The sequence below is a fragment of the Agarivorans sp. QJM3NY_30 genome (genome assembly GCF_050870855.2).
Taxonomy (GTDB): Bacteria; Pseudomonadota; Gammaproteobacteria; order Enterobacterales; family Celerinatantimonadaceae; genus Agarivorans.
In genome coordinates, this window is the sequence record NZ_CP194038.2 from 2,746,809 (window position 1) to 2,762,421 (window position 15,613).

The 15,613-nt window shown below is 43.9% G+C and carries 13 protein-coding genes; 5 read left to right on the forward strand and 8 right to left on the reverse strand.

The window, feature by feature from the left end; translation table 11 throughout:
* Positions 1-12: 12 nt before the first annotated feature.
* The 5 genes from serS to lrp all read right to left on the reverse strand — a co-directional run bounded on the left by serS (position 13) and on the right by lrp (position 6,811).
* Complete coding sequence (gene serS, locus ACRRSX_RS12525; RefSeq protein WP_432452867.1) at positions 13-1,302, reverse strand: serine--tRNA ligase; 1,290 nt, start codon at positions 1,300-1,302, stop codon at positions 13-15.
* A gap of 293 nt (positions 1,303-1,595) precedes the next feature.
* Positions 1,596-2,912: a replication-associated recombination protein A gene (locus ACRRSX_RS12530; protein WP_432452865.1), complete on the reverse strand. Its 1,317-nt coding sequence runs from the start codon at positions 2,910-2,912 to the stop codon at positions 1,596-1,598.
* A complete protein-coding gene (gene lolA, locus ACRRSX_RS12535; protein ID WP_432452863.1) occupies positions 2,912-3,517 on the reverse strand; it encodes an outer membrane lipoprotein chaperone LolA in 606 nt (201 codons plus the stop codon). Before lolA ends, ACRRSX_RS12530 begins: the two co-directional genes overlap by 1 nt.
* A gap of 12 nt (positions 3,518-3,529) precedes the next feature.
* Positions 3,530-6,031 (reverse strand): DNA translocase FtsK, encoded by a 2,502-nt coding sequence (locus tag ACRRSX_RS12540; RefSeq protein WP_432452862.1) that lies wholly within the window; start codon positions 6,029-6,031, stop codon positions 3,530-3,532.
* A 291-nt stretch (positions 6,032-6,322) separates the two neighbouring features.
* Positions 6,323-6,811 (reverse strand): leucine-responsive transcriptional regulator Lrp, encoded by a 489-nt coding sequence (gene lrp / locus ACRRSX_RS12545; RefSeq protein WP_432452861.1) that lies wholly within the window; start codon positions 6,809-6,811, stop codon positions 6,323-6,325.
* A 418-nt stretch (positions 6,812-7,229) separates the two neighbouring features.
* Here lrp and trxB point away from each other — a divergent pair, with 418 nt between their 5' ends.
* The 4 genes from trxB (at position 7,230) to infA (ending at position 9,985) form a co-directional block, all read left to right on the forward strand.
* Positions 7,230-8,186: a thioredoxin-disulfide reductase gene (trxB, locus tag ACRRSX_RS12550; protein ID WP_432452860.1), complete on the forward strand. Its 957-nt coding sequence runs from the start codon at positions 7,230-7,232 to the stop codon at positions 8,184-8,186.
* A gap of 124 nt (positions 8,187-8,310) precedes the next feature.
* On the forward strand, positions 8,311-9,015 hold the full coding sequence (aat, locus tag ACRRSX_RS12555; RefSeq protein ID WP_432452859.1) for a leucyl/phenylalanyl-tRNA--protein transferase: 705 nt from the start codon (positions 8,311-8,313) through the stop codon (positions 9,013-9,015).
* On the forward strand, positions 9,000-9,683 hold the full coding sequence (locus ACRRSX_RS12560) for an arginyltransferase (RefSeq protein ID WP_432452858.1): 684 nt from the start codon (positions 9,000-9,002) through the stop codon (positions 9,681-9,683). The genes aat and ACRRSX_RS12560 overlap by 16 nt, the downstream gene beginning before the upstream one ends.
* Positions 9,684-9,766: 83 nt before the next feature.
* Entirely contained in the window at positions 9,767-9,985 is a 219-nt protein-coding gene (gene infA, locus ACRRSX_RS12565) for a translation initiation factor IF-1 (RefSeq protein ID WP_016401030.1), read from the forward strand.
* Positions 9,986-10,062: 77 nt separating this feature from the next.
* Here infA and clpA read toward each other — a convergent pair whose 3' ends face one another.
* Together clpA and clpS are read right to left on the reverse strand one after the other, a co-directional pair.
* Positions 10,063-12,312, reverse strand: coding sequence for an ATP-dependent Clp protease ATP-binding subunit ClpA (gene clpA / locus ACRRSX_RS12570; RefSeq protein ID WP_432452857.1), 2,250 nt, complete (start codon positions 12,310-12,312; stop codon positions 10,063-10,065).
* Positions 12,313-12,347: 35 nt separating this feature from the next.
* Positions 12,348-12,665, reverse strand: coding sequence for an ATP-dependent Clp protease adapter ClpS (gene clpS, locus ACRRSX_RS12575; RefSeq protein ID WP_432452856.1), 318 nt, complete (start codon positions 12,663-12,665; stop codon positions 12,348-12,350).
* A 194-nt stretch (positions 12,666-12,859) separates the two neighbouring features.
* Between clpS and cspD the strand changes: the two genes are divergently transcribed.
* Complete coding sequence (gene cspD, locus ACRRSX_RS12580; protein WP_432452855.1) at positions 12,860-13,075, forward strand: cold shock domain-containing protein CspD; 216 nt, start codon at positions 12,860-12,862, stop codon at positions 13,073-13,075.
* 147 nt (positions 13,076-13,222) lie between these two features.
* Here cspD and ACRRSX_RS12585 read toward each other — a convergent pair whose 3' ends face one another.
* Positions 13,223-15,445, reverse strand: a complete 2,223-nt coding sequence (locus tag ACRRSX_RS12585) for an NADP-dependent isocitrate dehydrogenase (RefSeq protein ID WP_432452853.1) — start codon at positions 15,443-15,445, stop codon at positions 13,223-13,225.
* Between the last annotated feature and the right edge of the window lie 168 nt (positions 15,446-15,613).

Below are 15,613 nucleotides of genomic sequence, written 5' to 3' on the forward strand. Positions count from 1 at the left end.
AATTCTATGAAACTATACACTAATTCGTTCTAGCCCGCCCATATAGGGAACTAATGCTTCTGGAATAGTAATGCTACCATCTGCGTTTTGATAATTTTCTAAAATTGCTACTAGGGTGCGACCCACCGCCAAACCAGAACCATTTAATGAATGTAATAACTCTGGCTTTTTAGCGCCATTAGGACGGAACCGAGCCTGCATTCGACGAGTTTGAAAATCTTCACAGTTAGACACCGATGAGATTTCACGGTAAGTATTTTGCGCAGGAACCCACACTTCTAAATCGTAAGTTTTCGCTGCACCAAAGCCCATATCACCAGTACACAAAGTCACCACACGGTAAGGTAAGTTCAGTTTTTGTAGGATATTTTCTGCATGTTGACGCATTTCTTCTAAGGCTGCGTAAGATTTTTCGGGATGAACCAATTGAACCATTTCAACTTTATCAAATTGGTGTTGGCGGATCAGACCGCGTGTATCTCGCCCATAAGAACCCGCTTCGCTTCTAAAACAAGGCGTATGAGCGGTCATACGGATCGGCAACTCGGCTTCTTCCACAATACTATCGCGCAACATATTAGTTAAGGGCACTTCGGCAGTTGGGATCAGACTCATGCCGATCCCTTCTTCTGTTGCAGGCTGGGTATGGAACAGATCTTTACCAAACTTAGGCAACTGACCAGTACCGTAGAGTGAATCAGCATTAACCAAGTAAGGTACGTACATCTCTTGATATGCATGCTCTTCGGTATGCGTATCAAGCATCAATTGAGCAATAGCGCGATGCAGCTTAGCAATTTTACCCTTCATGACAATAAAACGAGAGCCACTAATTTTGACCGCATTAGCAAAATCTAAACCTTGTAAATCGGAGCCAACATCCACATGATCTTTCAGCTCAAAGTCAAAGCTCGGCAACTCGCCCCAGGTATGCAGCTCTACATTTTCCAACTCATCTTTACCAAGCGGTACGCTCGGATGCGGCAGATTAGGCACCGCTAGAGAATAATCTTTAATTTCGTCTAATAGCGCATTTAATTCGGCTTTAGCAGCATCGAGCTTTTCACCTAATTGGCCAACTTCGGCTAACAAGGGGGCAATGTCTTCGCCGCGCCCTTTCGCTTGCCCGATGGATTTGGAACGAGTGTTACGCTCATTTTGCAGTTCTTGGGTAAGAACTTGTAATTCTTTACGGCGACTCTCTAAAGTCGTCAAACGAGCTACATCTAGTTCAAATCCTCGAGTTTTTAAGCGCTGAGCAGTGCTCTCTATATCGCTTCGCAACAAATTAGCGTCTAACATTCAATAACCTACTTCCAATTCAATGAGTAAAAAACAGTGGATGCGGCTTGCAATTGCTAGTTAGCCACATTTACGCTGCTTCAATAAAATTTATAAGTCGCCATTATAAAGCAACTCATAGCAGACACAATCGGGCTTTCTACTTGTTTTAACAATAAAATGCCGTAAATAAGCTGAACTAGGAATAATCAGCCTTGCTAGCCAGACGACAAATAAACTAAAGCCTGAAAGCCACGATTCAGCGATCCTGAGGCCCCCCGTTTAAACGACATCATCACTGCTATACTCACAGCCTATTCTGCTTGCTGATCGAGCTGTTTTAGATAAGCCAATTTCTCTGCAATCTTTTGCTCTAACCCACGACTTTGTGGATAGTAAAATTGCATCCCCGTAAGCCCGTCAGGTAAATATTGTTGTCCGGCGGCATAAGCATTGGGCTCATCATGTGCATAACGATATTCCGCACCATAGCCTAACTCAGCCATTAGCTGGGTCGGAGCATTTCGCAGGTGCACTGGCACCTCGGTATCACCGTACTCTTTTGCCGCCGCTCGTGCGGCTTTAAATGCCGTATATACGGCATTACTTTTAGCGGCACATGCCAAATAAACAACGGCTTGAGCAATCGCCCGCTCTCCTTCAGCGGCCCCAACCCGAGTATAACAATCCCAAGCACTCACTGCGATTTGCATGGCTCTAGGATCCGCATTACCAATGTCTTCAGAGGCAATCGCCAAACAGCGTCTCGCCACCGCTAAAGGATCCCCACTGGCTTCTAAAATCCGACAATACCAAAATAAGGCTGCATCGGGAGATGAGCCCCGAATAGATTTATGCAAGGCAGACAATAAATCGTAATATTTGTCTCCTCCCTTATCGATATGGCTATAACGTTCGCCAGCCACCTGCTTTAACAAATCAAAACAAAGCTGTTTACCGCTACTGCTAACTTCCGCTAACTCAGCCATCATTTCCAGCAAGTTTAAAGCTCGACGAGCATCACCACTGACTAACTCTGCTAGCGCTTCTAACACCCCTGATTCAAACTGCAAATTCTGCTGTTTTAAAATTTCATCATCACGAATCGCGCGTTCCAGTAGCTGCAAAATCGCCGAACTATCTAAAGACCGTAGCACGTAGGTTTTAGCCCGAGACAACAAGGCATTGTTCAGTTCAAAGGAAGGATTTTCGGTAGTCGCACCAATAAAAATTACCGTCCCATTTTCTACATAAGGTAAAAACGCATCTTGTTGACTTTTGTTAAAGCGATGCACTTCATCAACAAATAAGATCGTCCGTCGGCTCACTTGCTGATTTTGCTGCGCGCGCCCTATAGCCGCTCTCACCTCTTTGATACCGCCAGTTACAGCCGAGATTTTTTCAACTTCAGCATCCGCATAATATGCGGCCAACTCAGCGATTGTGGTTTTTCCTGTGCCAGGTGGCCCCCACAAGATCATCGAGTGTAGCTGACCTGAAGCTATCGCTTTATACAGCGGCTGCTCTTTAGCCAAAATATGCTTTTGACCCACATAATGAGCCAGCTCAGTAGGGCGCATCCGCGCCGCCAAAGGTCTAAAATCGGCGTCGAAGTTTAACTCAAAACTCATTAACGTTGGTCATCAATCATAGTATTGCTGGGAATGTCGAAGTGAAACAAACGGTCACTCAACTTAGGGTTCGCCTTAAAGGCTTGCAGGCTAAACTCACTTCGCTGGCCAGTACTTTCAATAAGATCAAAGCGAGCAATACTATTATCAGCATTGAGCTTCACCCAAAATGCTGCTTGTAGAGGATCGCGTTTAGATTTTACCAAGTAACCCTGATCAACCTTTTCAACTTGGTATTGCTGCCAACTCTCGTTACGGTCATCGGCCAACAAAATGAATGGTGACTGACGGATCGCTTCACCAGCACTCATAATTGTCACTTGCTCAACGAATGGACTGTAATACCAAATGGTCGTACCATCAGAAACAATCATGTCTTGTTCTGGGGCAACCTGTTGCCAATTTAATTTGGCAGGACGCGCTAAACTAAGCTTGCCTTCGGCTTGATGAATTTGACTACCATCAGCATCCAGCACCGTTTGCTTAAACTCGGCTTGGAAACTACTTAACGTCGACAAATGTTGCTTCAATTCGGTTGCCGCATCATTCGCCAATGCAACAGAGGATAAACACAACGCCACAATCACTGTACCCAGTTTTTTCATAAATAATTCTTCTTAATCAATTCTTACCGGTGGGGGCGCAAGTACTTCACGATTACCATTGTGTCCAGGCGCACTGACAATACCCTGCACTTCCATTTGTTCAACGATCCGCGCTGCACGGTTATAACCTATCTTAAATTTACGTTGTACGCCCGACACCGAGCCTCTGCGCGTTTCTGTCACATGCATCACCGCTTGATCAAACAAGGTATCAAGCTCTTCATCTGAATCAGCCACTTCCCCGGGGAGCATTGCATCCGGTCCAGCTTCACCATTCAAAATTTCATCGATGTAGTTTGGTTCACCACGCGCCTTCCAAGCGGAAACCACCGCATGTACTTCATGGTCATCGACAAACGCACCATGCACACGGGTAGGGACTCCAGTACCTGCTGGTAGATAGAGCATATCGCCCATCCCGAGTAACGTTTCTGCTCCCTGTTGGTCAAGAATGGTTCGAGAATCAATACGACTCGAAACTTGAAAAGCCATTCGTGTTGGGATATTCGCTTTAATTAGACCAGTAATCACATCCACCGAAGGACGTTGAGTCGCTAATATTAAATGGATACCCGCCGCCCGCGCTTTTTGGGCAATTCGAGCAATCAGTTCTTCTACTTTTTTACCAACAATCATCATCATGTCGGCAAATTCATCAATCACGACCACGATATGCGGCAGCTTTTCTAATAAGGGCGCCGTTTCGTCCATACTATCACCAGGTTTCCACAGCGGATCAATGATCGGGTTTCCTGAATTGATGGCATCAACAACTTTCTGGTTGAAACCCTTAAGATTACGTACGCCCATAGCCGACATCAGCTTATAACGGCGTTCCATTTCTCCAACACACCAACGCAGTGCATTGGCCGCTTCTTTCATATCTGTCACAACTTCTGAGAGCAGATGCGGGATCCCTTCATAGACCGACAACTCCAGCATTTTAGGATCGATCATAATCAAACGAACATCGTCTGGTGTCGACTTATACAACAAGCTAACGATCATCACGTTAACCCCAACCGATTTACCAGAACCAGTGGTTCCCGCAACTAACAGGTGCGGCATCTTAGCCAAATCAACCACCACTGGTTGGCCCGCAATATCCTTGCCTAGTACCATCGTTAACGGAGATTTAGATTGATGGAATACGCTGCTATCAACCACTTCACTCAAATAAACAATTTCTCGATAACGATTGGGGAGCTCCAAACCAATCACCGACTTGCCGGGAATCACCTCCACGACTCGTACGCTAATGGCCGACAAGGCTCGGGCTAAGTCTTTAGACAAGTTGGTGATTTTACTCACCTTAACCCCCGGCGCCAAATCCAACTCGAAACGGGTAATCACCGGTCCTGGATGCACAGCCACAACGCTTGCTTGAATATTGAAATCCAGCAGTTTAGCTTCCACCAGCCGCGATACTTGATCTAATTCTTCTGCGGAAATTGGATTCTGTTTCTTGTCGGGCCTATCTAACAAGTTCATATCAGGCAATGGGCTTAAACGAGGCTGAGCGGGTTTAGACTTAACCACCTCAGCAGCCGTGGAAGGTTGATTGGTCATTGGCTGACTTGATTCAGTAAAAGGAATTTCTGGCATCGGCTCTGGGGGGCTCTGATCCAGGATAACACTCGGAGGGTCAACGGCTTCAGCTTCATAAGCAAACTCCACTTCTGCTTTAGCTTGGCTCAATTGCTCCTCGAAATCATCATCAAGATTAAAATGTGGCTCAACAGCGTGTAAAGATCCCTCGGTGACGGTGTCCAATGGCTCTTCAAAGCTCTCTTGCTGGGCAGTTTCACTGTCATCGAGAGGGTTAATAGCAGCTTCTTCTAGCTCTGGTTTACGCAAAGGCGCTTGATAAGTCTCATTGGTCGATTCATCCGCGGCAAGCCGTGATTGTTTGCGACCGCTAATTCGTTTCGGTAAATGAATCAGATTGGTAAACACTGAGCCTAAGCCCTCACCCAACAACTCAACAAACTGAACCCATGAAACACCTGTAAACAAGGTAATACTACCCGCAAATACGGCCAATAAAATAATGCTAGTACCCAATAAACCGAAGGTCGGGATCATTAACTGAGTGAAAATATCTCCCACTAAGCCTCCTGATGAAAAATAATAAAAATCGTCAATATGAATGCTCGCTAAGGTCGTTAAGCTGGCGAAAGTGAAAATGAAACCAATAAGGCGTAAGCCTAAAGTAAAAAAATCAACTTGGGCTATCGGACAGGGCCGCCAGAATAGCGCCCATGCTAAAAAGCCACAAACCAAAGGTACGCTATAGGCAATGAATCCAAAACTAAACAGCAGTAAGTCAGCAAACCATGCACCGGAGCTTCCCGCGGCATTGGCAATGCTTTGTTGAATAGCCGTTTGCGACCAACTTGGATCACTTGGGTCAAAGCTTAACAAGGCGACCATTAGGTATACTCCTAGCGCCCCCATAGCAATTGCGCCTACTTCGGCAATTCGGGCAAAACCAGACAATCTATTGTCTGTCATATCTGTCACAAGCGTTCCCTTGAGCTAATACCAACTTAAATAATACTCGAATCATTTTAACAGTTAAAAATCGATAATCACGGCTTTAAACATCGGACAATTGAACTCTCCGCTCACTTCCATCTCAGCCTTATCCTTATTGGTTTCGCGAACCATTTTGTTGACCATCGGCTTATCCTGAAGGATATAAATAAATCCAATTAAAATTTATCTTTGACTAAAAAACAAAACAAGCGGCTAAGCCGCTTGTTTTACTTTACCAAAAATGAATTGGAGGGGGAAACCGCTCGCTTAGTTTTTAATGACTAATCGATTGCTTTGCTTCACTTCTTCCATCACAACATAGGTACGGGTGTCGTTAACACCAGGTAAACGCAATAAGGTTTCACCTAACAACTTACGATAAGCGGACATGTCAGCTACACGTGTTTTCAATAGATAATCGAAATCGCCTGAGACCAAATGACACTCTTGGATTTCTTCAAGTTGTTGTACCGCATGGTTAAACTGTTCAAACACATCCGGAGCGCCACGATTCAAGGTGATTTCAACAAACACTAGCAGCGAGGCGTCTAAGTATTGTGGATTCAGAATTGCTGTATAACCGCAAATATAACCTTGACGCTCTAAACGTCGAACTCTTTCTAAACAAGGCGTAGGGCTTAATCCTACACGTTTCGACAATTCCACATTTGATATGCGGCCATCTTTTTGCAACTCATTAAGTATGTTGCGATCAATACGATCCAGTTCCTTCATTGGTCGACCTTTTGCTTCCATTAGTGGTAATACGTTTATTGTCCCTAAATATCTAAGTTATACCTGACTGTTTATGCATTAAAACTGGCAGTCATTGCATATGTTATGTGTTTATCCATTCCCACATAAATAAGTCATTACAACCAAGATACGGAGCTAAAACCCAAGTGAACAGACTTTTTTAAACTTTTGTTTTACGCCCGAGCATTATTTATTCCACAAAATTCACCGACTATCAAGTAAAAAGCCGAATTAATAGCTAGATAAATACGCATATCCATATAAAGTTTTATTATTTGCTGGAATTATATAAGCCGATTATGCTGCATCCATGAAAATATAGCTTTGCGTCCAACAGCATATTTTACGTAATTAGCGCTTGATATTGAGATTTACACCCTCATATTTTAAGCAAGAACTATAAGGAATGATAACCACCATGAGTAATGCGAATCACCACCAACTAATTATTCTTGGCTCCGGCCCAGCCGGTTACACCGCTGCCGTATATGCAGCGAGAGCCAACCTCAATCCGGTGCTTATTACTGGGATCCAACAAGGCGGTCAGCTGACAACCACCACCGAAGTTGAAAACTGGCCTGGAGATGCAGAAGGTTTGACCGGACCAGTGTTGATGGAACGGATGCAAGCGCATGCAGAAAAATTTGATACGGAAATTATTTTCGACCATATCAATCAAGTGGATTTTCAAACAAAGCCTTATAAATTGAAAGGCGACAATCAACAATACACTTGTGATTCGCTCATCATCGCCACAGGAGCTTCTGCCAAATACCTTGGCCTTCCCTCCGAAGAAGCCTTTAAAGGTAAAGGCGTGTCTGCTTGTGCCACTTGTGATGGCTTTTTCTATCGTAATCAAAAGGTCGCTGTAGTGGGGGGGGGAAACACGGCTGTTGAAGAGGCACTCTATCTAGCGAATATTGCCTCTGAAGTGCATCTTATTCATCGCCGTGAAGAATTTCGTAGTGAAAAAATCCTCACCAAGCGTTTAATGGATAAAGTAAACAATGGCAACATTGTGTTACACCTCAATCAAACCCTAGATGAAGTATTGGGTGACGAGATGGGCGTGACTCATGTTCGTACCAAGCAAGTTCAAGATGGCAGTACCCAAGACATCGAAGTCATGGGCGCCTTCATCGCCATTGGCCATCAACCCAATACAGGCATTTTTGAGGGTCAATTGGCAATGAAAGACGGTTATCTCAAAATTCAGTCTGGCACCGAAGGAAATGCCACTCAAACCAGCATTCCGGGAATTTTTGCGGCTGGTGATGTCGCTGACCACATCTATCGTCAAGCGATTACCTCTGCAGGCGCAGGCTGTATGGCGGCCTTAGATGCTGAGCGTTACTTAGATAGCTTAAACGACTAAGCACTAGTTTATTCTCGCGACACCTTAAATTTAAAGCCGATAATCTTATCGGCTTTTTCATTTTGCCTTTTAAATCAAGTTTCTTGATAATCAACCACAAATCACTTCAGATAAAAAGAAACTTGTGCAGGCCATATTACTTGACACCGATAGCCCCTTTCCCGCAGTTAACCTTGCTTTAGATGATCCCAATGGCTTGTTAGCTATCGGTGCGGATCTAAACCCAACACGATTAATTTCGGCCTATCACCATGGTATTTTCCCTTGGTTTAATGAGGACCAACCCGTGTTATGGTGGAGTCCAGACCCGCGAATTGGCCTAAATTTATCAATGCATACCATCAATAAAAGTATGCAAAAATTCATCCGTAAAACCCCCTTACGAGTCACAATCAACACCAGTTTTGAAGCGGTGATTCGCAACTGTGCAGCGCTACGCGCCAATGAAACATGGATAAACCCCAACATGATAGAGGCTTATCTTAAACTTCATCAATTAGGACATGCTCACTCGGTTGAAGTGTGGCATCAACAACATTTGGTGGGTGGTTTATATGGCATCGCTGTCGGCAGTATGTTTTGCGGCGAATCAATGTTTCATCTAGAGAGTAACGCCTCCAAGCTGGCCTTTCATTTATTTTGCTACCATTTTAAATATTGGGGCGGCAGTTATATTGATGGACAGGTTGAAAATTCCCATTTACTTAGCCTCGGAATGCAAAACCTACCGCGGGCACAATTTATAACCAAGCTCAACCTAGCAAAATTGGACCAAATTAGTTCACAGTGCTGGTACCCGCAGGAACTAAAGCAATGCAATTACCCTTAGGCCTAAGCCAAGTAACGCCCTGCCCCTATTTAGCTGAGCAACAAGAACAGCTATGTTTTGCGCTTTGTTCTAAACCAGAAAAGCAAGCCTATTACCCACAGCTCATTGAATTAGGTTTTAGGCGTAGCGGGCAAGAGCTGTATCGACCCCATTGCAGCGGCTGCCAGGCCTGTCAGTCCCTAAGGGTCGATGTGAATGCCTTTATACCATCACGCTCCCAAAAACGCGTCCTGAGCAAAACCAAAGATCTTCAGCTGGTATGGAGTAAACATTTAAGTAATCTTGATTACTGCTTATTTGAGCGTTACATCGAAGCGCGCCATCGTGACGGTAGCATGTACCCCACCAGCGAAGCCGCATTCCATCAATTTTTAAGCTGTGATTGGGCAGACACCCAATACTTACGTCTATATCAAGGCGACAGATTGCTTGCATTATGTGTAACCGATGTTTTCACTGATGGTTTGAGTGCCGTTTACACGTTTTTCGAACCCGAGCTGGCGAGCTTATCGCTCGGCTCTTTGGCTGTATTAAAACAAATTGAGCAAGCAAAACAACAAAAACGCAGATGGCTTTACCTTGGATACCAAGTGGATGATTGCAGAAAAATGAGCTACAAACAAAATTATACCCCGCATCAACGCTTTATTAATGATAAATGGCAATAGTTTTGGAGGATAAACTTTACACAAGGCGCTAAATCTGGCATTCTCCCAGCGTTTTTATAAGTGCGTGTCAAACAGAGGACTCAATGGCGAAAGAAGACAATATTGAAATGCAAGGCACAGTGTTAGACACCTTGCCTAACACAATGTTCCGTGTAGAACTAGAAAACGGACATGTTGTTACTGCCCATATTTCTGGCAAAATGCGTAAGAACTACATCCGCATTCTTACCGGGGATAAAGTTACGGTTCAATTAACACCGTACGACTTGTCAAAAGGGCGCATTGTTTTCCGCGCGCGCTAAACCGCTAATTACTCAGAGCAAGTAATTATTAAAAAAGCCAGCATTTAGCTGGCTTTTTTGCCTTCAACTCATTCAGACTATACCTCTGCAACCACATCTTCATATTGAAAATCTAATTGGCCATCTTTCATGGCAATATCAACATGCCCTCCATGATTAAGACGTCCAAATAAGATCTCATTTGCCAAGGGTTTGCGTAGCTGTTCGCGAATCACTCTTGCCATTGGTCGAGCGCCCATTGATTTATCGTAGCCCTGCTCCGCCAACCACAAACGAGCTTCTGTATTCACCTCCATTGAGACACCATTCGCGTCTAACTGCGCTTGTAGTTCAACAATAAACTTATCGACAACCTGTTCAATAATTTGTTCATCCAAGTGATTAAACCAAATGATATTGTCTAAGCGGTTTCTAAACTCAGGCGCAAATATCCGATTAATTTCGGCCATGGCATCGAAGCTAAGATCTTGTTCTTTAAAACCAATACTTGAGCGATGGGTTTCTTTAACACCTGCGTTACTGGTCATAACCAAGATAACATTGCGGAAATCAGCATGACGCCCGTTATTGTCGGTTAAAGTACCGTGATCCATGACTTGCAATAGCAAATTAAACACATCTTCATGCGCCTTTTCGATTTCATCCAACAAGATCACACAGTGAGGATGTTTAAATACTGCGTCAGTTAATAAACCACCTTGATCAAAGCCGACATAACCAGGAGGCGCACCAATCAATCGGGATACCGCATGCCGCTCCATATATTCGGACATATCAAAACGAATTAATTCAACCCCAAGAGCCTTTGCTAACTGCTGAGTAACTTCGGTTTTACCAACCCCAGTCGGCCCGGCAAATAAGAATGAGCCAACTGGTTTTTGCTCTGCCCCTAAACCGGAGCGATTAAGGCGAATTGCATCGACCAATACATCAATCGCAGGGTTTTGACCAAATACCACCATCTTCAAGGTTTCGTTTAAATTTCGGAGTACTTCTCGATCGGATGAAGAAACTTTCGCCTCAGGGATCCGAGCGATTTTGGCCACAATGGCTTCAATATCACCGGCACCAATGGTTTTTTTACGTTTACTCACCGGCAACATACGCATACTCGCGCCAGCCTCGTCGATAACATCAATTGCTTTATCGGGTAAGTGACGCTCATTGATGTACTTAGCCGCTAATTCTGCCGCGCTACGCATCGCTTGCTTGGTATAACGAACCTCATGATGCGCTTCATAACGACTTTTCAAGCCCATCAAGATTTTGGTTGTATCCTCAACGCTAGGCTCAACCACATCTATTTTCTGGAAACGTCGCGCTAAGGCGCGATCTTTTTCAAAAATCTGATTATATTCTTGGTACGTTGTAGAACCCACACAACGTAACAAACCATTACTAAGCAATGGCTTAATCAGATTAGCTGCGTCCAACTGCCCACCAGATGCCGCTCCAGCGCCAATAATGGTATGGATTTCATCAATAAACAAAATCGCATTCTCGGCGTTCTCGAGTTGCTTCAATAAGGACTTAAAGCGTTTTTCGAAATCCCCCCGATACTTGGTTCCTGCCAATAAAGAACCGATATCTAAAGAATAAATGGTGGCATCTTTAATAACATCAGGCACATCTTCATGTACAATTCGATAAGCCAAGCCTTCGGCGATTGCTGTTTTACCCACGCCAGCTTCCCCCACTAACAGCGGGTTATTTTTACGACGACGACATAACACTTGAATAGTTCGAGATAACTCCTGATCACGACCAATTAGTGGATCAATTTTACCTTTTAGCACCAACTGATTGAGGTTGCTGGCAAAATTTTCTAGCTGTTTGCTTTCCTCTGATTGAAGGTCACTCTCAACAGCTCCCTGCTCTGCATCAGATTCATCTTCTTTACGGATCCCGTGAGAGATATAATTAACCACATCAAGTCGGCTAATATCAGCTTTTTTCAGAAAATAAACCGCCTGACTCTCTTGCTCACTAAAAATAGCGACCAAAACATTAGCACCACTAACTTCACTATTCCCAGAAGATTGCACATGAAAAACAGCACGCTGTAAAACACGTTGAAATCCTAAAGTAGGCTGAGTTTCACGCTCACTATCATCTTCTGAAATAACAGGCGTTGTTTGTTCAATAAAGCTACTCAATTCTTGAGTCAATTGGTTAAGATTAGCGCCACAAGCCACTAAAGCTTCTTTTGCTGAGGCATTTTCTAATAAACCCAACAACAGATGTTCAACGGTCATAAATTCATGTTGTTGTTGTCTTGCTTCTTTAAATGCTTGATTTAAAGTTTGTTCCAACTCTTTGTTTAGCATGCATAGGCCCCCTACAGACAATCAATACTACTTAGCTATGCTTTCTCCATGGAACACATCAGAGGATGGTCATTTTGCTTTGCATAACGATTTACTTGGGCAGCTTTGGTTTCAGCTACTTCTGCCGTAAAAATCCCACAAACTCCTTTTCCTTTATAATGAATGGTTAACATCACTTGAGTTGCTTGGTCTAAATCCATATTAAAATACAACTGCAACACTTCGATAACAAACTCCATTGGAGTATAGTCATCATTATTCAAAACCACCTTATACATTGGTGGTGGTTCGGTAACACTTTTGGCTTCTTTGGTTATTTCTTCAACATCCAGCCAGTCAGATAATTTGGTCATATGAAACTATAGTCTTAAAAATGCGTCTCTGTTTTCAACATAACTGCTTTGAGTTAACAACGCTAGTAGAAAAACTCATTGAAAACTTGACTGTAGTAAATATTTTACTAGATTGTTACACAGCTGACTTGAAAAAGTGTCGCAATTGACCAATCAAGTGAGTCTGGTAGGTAAATTTTATAGGGAAATGTCGTATGCCAAGCGGAACAGTTAAATGGTTTAACAACGCAAAAGGATTTGGTTTTATTTGCCCGGATACAGGCGGTGAAGATATCTTTGCCCACTATTCGACAATTCAAATGGAAGGTTACCGCACGCTAAAAGCTGGTCAACCCGTTCAATTTGAAACACAACAGGGACCAAAGGGTAGTCACGCGGTAAGCATCGTATTCGATGAGAGTCAAAACTAAAACCGCGCCAAGCCAAGAAAAAAACAAATGCCAGTCATCTAGACTGGCATTTTATTTTGCGCTAACAAATATATGATTATTTGCTCATCTCACAAAAAAGGCCAACAACCGATGCAGGCCTTTATATATACTGTGTTAAATCAACGTTTAGCGAAGATCATCGATGATCGCATTGAAGCTAAGACTTGGACGCATCGCGGCAGATGCTTTGTCAGTATCTGGTAAGTAATAACCATCAAGGTCTACACCTGATCCTTGTACTGAGTTTAACTGTCCAATAATCACAGATTCATTGATAGTCAACTTATCGGCAAGTTCTGAGAACGTAGCCTTTAGCGAAGGATCGGTATCTTGTTCAGCTAAACATTGAGCCCAATATAAACTCAGATAGAAATGACTGCCTCGGTTATCTAACTCTTTCACCTTACGTGATGGTGATTTATTTTTATCCAAGAAGATACCGGTGGCCTTGTCTAAGGTACTCGCCAATACGCTCGCCTTAGCATTGTCACTCACTTGGCCTAAATGCTCCAGTGACGCCGACAGAGCAAGAAACTCACCCAGAGAATCCCAACGTAGGTGATTTTCTTTGGTAAACTGTTGCACATGCTTCGGTGCCGAACCACCAGCCCCAGTTTCAAATAATCCGCCACCATTCATTAAGGGCACGATTGACAACATTTTGGCAGAAGTACCTAATTCAAGGATCGGGAACAAATCCGTTAAGTAATCACGCAACACATTACCAGTCACCGAAATAGTATCTAAGCCCTGCTTCACTCGTTCTAATGAATACAAGGTTGCTTCATCAGGAGACATGATTTGAATATCCAAACCACTCACATCATGCTCAGTTAGGTAGGTTTCAACCTTGGCAATCAGTTGAGCATCGTGAGCACGAGCACTATCTAACCAGAAAATTGCCGGCGTATTGGTTAAACGAGCACGATTAACCGCCAGTTTCACCCAATCACGAATGGGCGCATCTTTCACCTGACACATTCTGAAGATATCACCTTGATTGACCACTTGGCTCAGCAAGACTGTCCCATCATCGCTGACCACCTCAACCTTACCGCTAGCAGGAACCACGAAAGTCTTATCGTGCGAGCCATATTCTTCAGCTTTTTGTGCCATCAAGCCCACGTTAGCAACCGAGCCCATGGTGGTCGGATTGAATGCACCATGTTGTTTACAAAAATCGATAGTTTGCTGATAAATACCGGCATAACAACGATCAGGAATAACTGCTTTAGTATCTTGCTGCTGACCTTCGCTATTCCACATTTGACCAGAAGCGCGGATCATGGCTGGCATCGACGCATCAATAATCACATCACTTGGTACATGAAGGTTGGTAATCCCCTTATCCGAGTCAACCATCGCTAAGCTAGGACGCTGTGCGTACACCGCAGCGATAGCCGCTTCTATCTCGGCCTGTTGAGTACTATCTAAGTTTTTGATTTTTGCGTAAACGTCGCCTAACCCATTACTAACATCGACGCCCAACTCGTCAAATAATTCACCATATTTAGCAAATACGTCTTTAAAGAATACTTTCACCACGTGACCAAAAATAATTGGATCAGAAACCTTCATCATGGTGGCTTTCATATGCAATGAAAACAGTACGCCTTTCGCTTTAGCATCTTCAATTTCAGCTTCAATGAAAGAAGCGAGTTCGGCAACATTGAGCGCGGCGGCATCAATCACTTCACCCTCGAGTACCGGAAAAGCATCTTTCAAAACAAGCGCTTCACCCGCATCTGTTTTCAATTGAATAGACACCGAACCGGCTTGCTTAATGGTGGTAGACACTTCGCTACCATAGAAATCCCCTTGGCTCATGCTCGCCACATGGCTTAAGGAGTCTTTTGCCCACGCGCCCATCGAATGCGGGTTGTTACGTGCGTATTGTTTCACCGAGCCCGGTGCTCTGCGGTCAGAGTTCCCTTCACGTAATACTGGATTAACCGCACTGCCTTTCACTTTGTCGTATTTAGCTTTAGCAGTTAGTTGCTGCTCATTGCTTGGCTCTTCAGGGTAATCGGGCAAATCGTAACCTTGCGCCTGAAGCTCTTTTATCGCCGCTTTTAACTGCGGGAGCGAAGCACTAATATTGGGCAATTTAATGATATTGGCTTCTGGTTGGTTCGCCAACTCGCCTAATTCAGCCAAGGCATCAGAAGTCTGTTGTTGTTCAGTTAAGCACTCTGGGAAGCTAGCAATAATACGAGCAGCTAAAGAAATATCACGAGTTTCAACGAGCACACCAGCGGCGTTGGTAAACGCTTGTACTATAGGTAATAGTGAGTAAGTGGCTAAGGCTGGCGCTTCGTCCGTTAAGGTATAAATAATCTTTGACGTCATGTCGATCCCTAAAGTTGTGGTTGCTTTCACCGCGGCTATCACTGGTTAATCGCTCTAGTCCGCGCGCTAGTTAACAGTGACCAACAACATACGATAATCTCGCAGCTGTGGGCTAACCGGCCGATAATTCGGAAAAAATAATAAACCATTTACAAACGCATTAACATT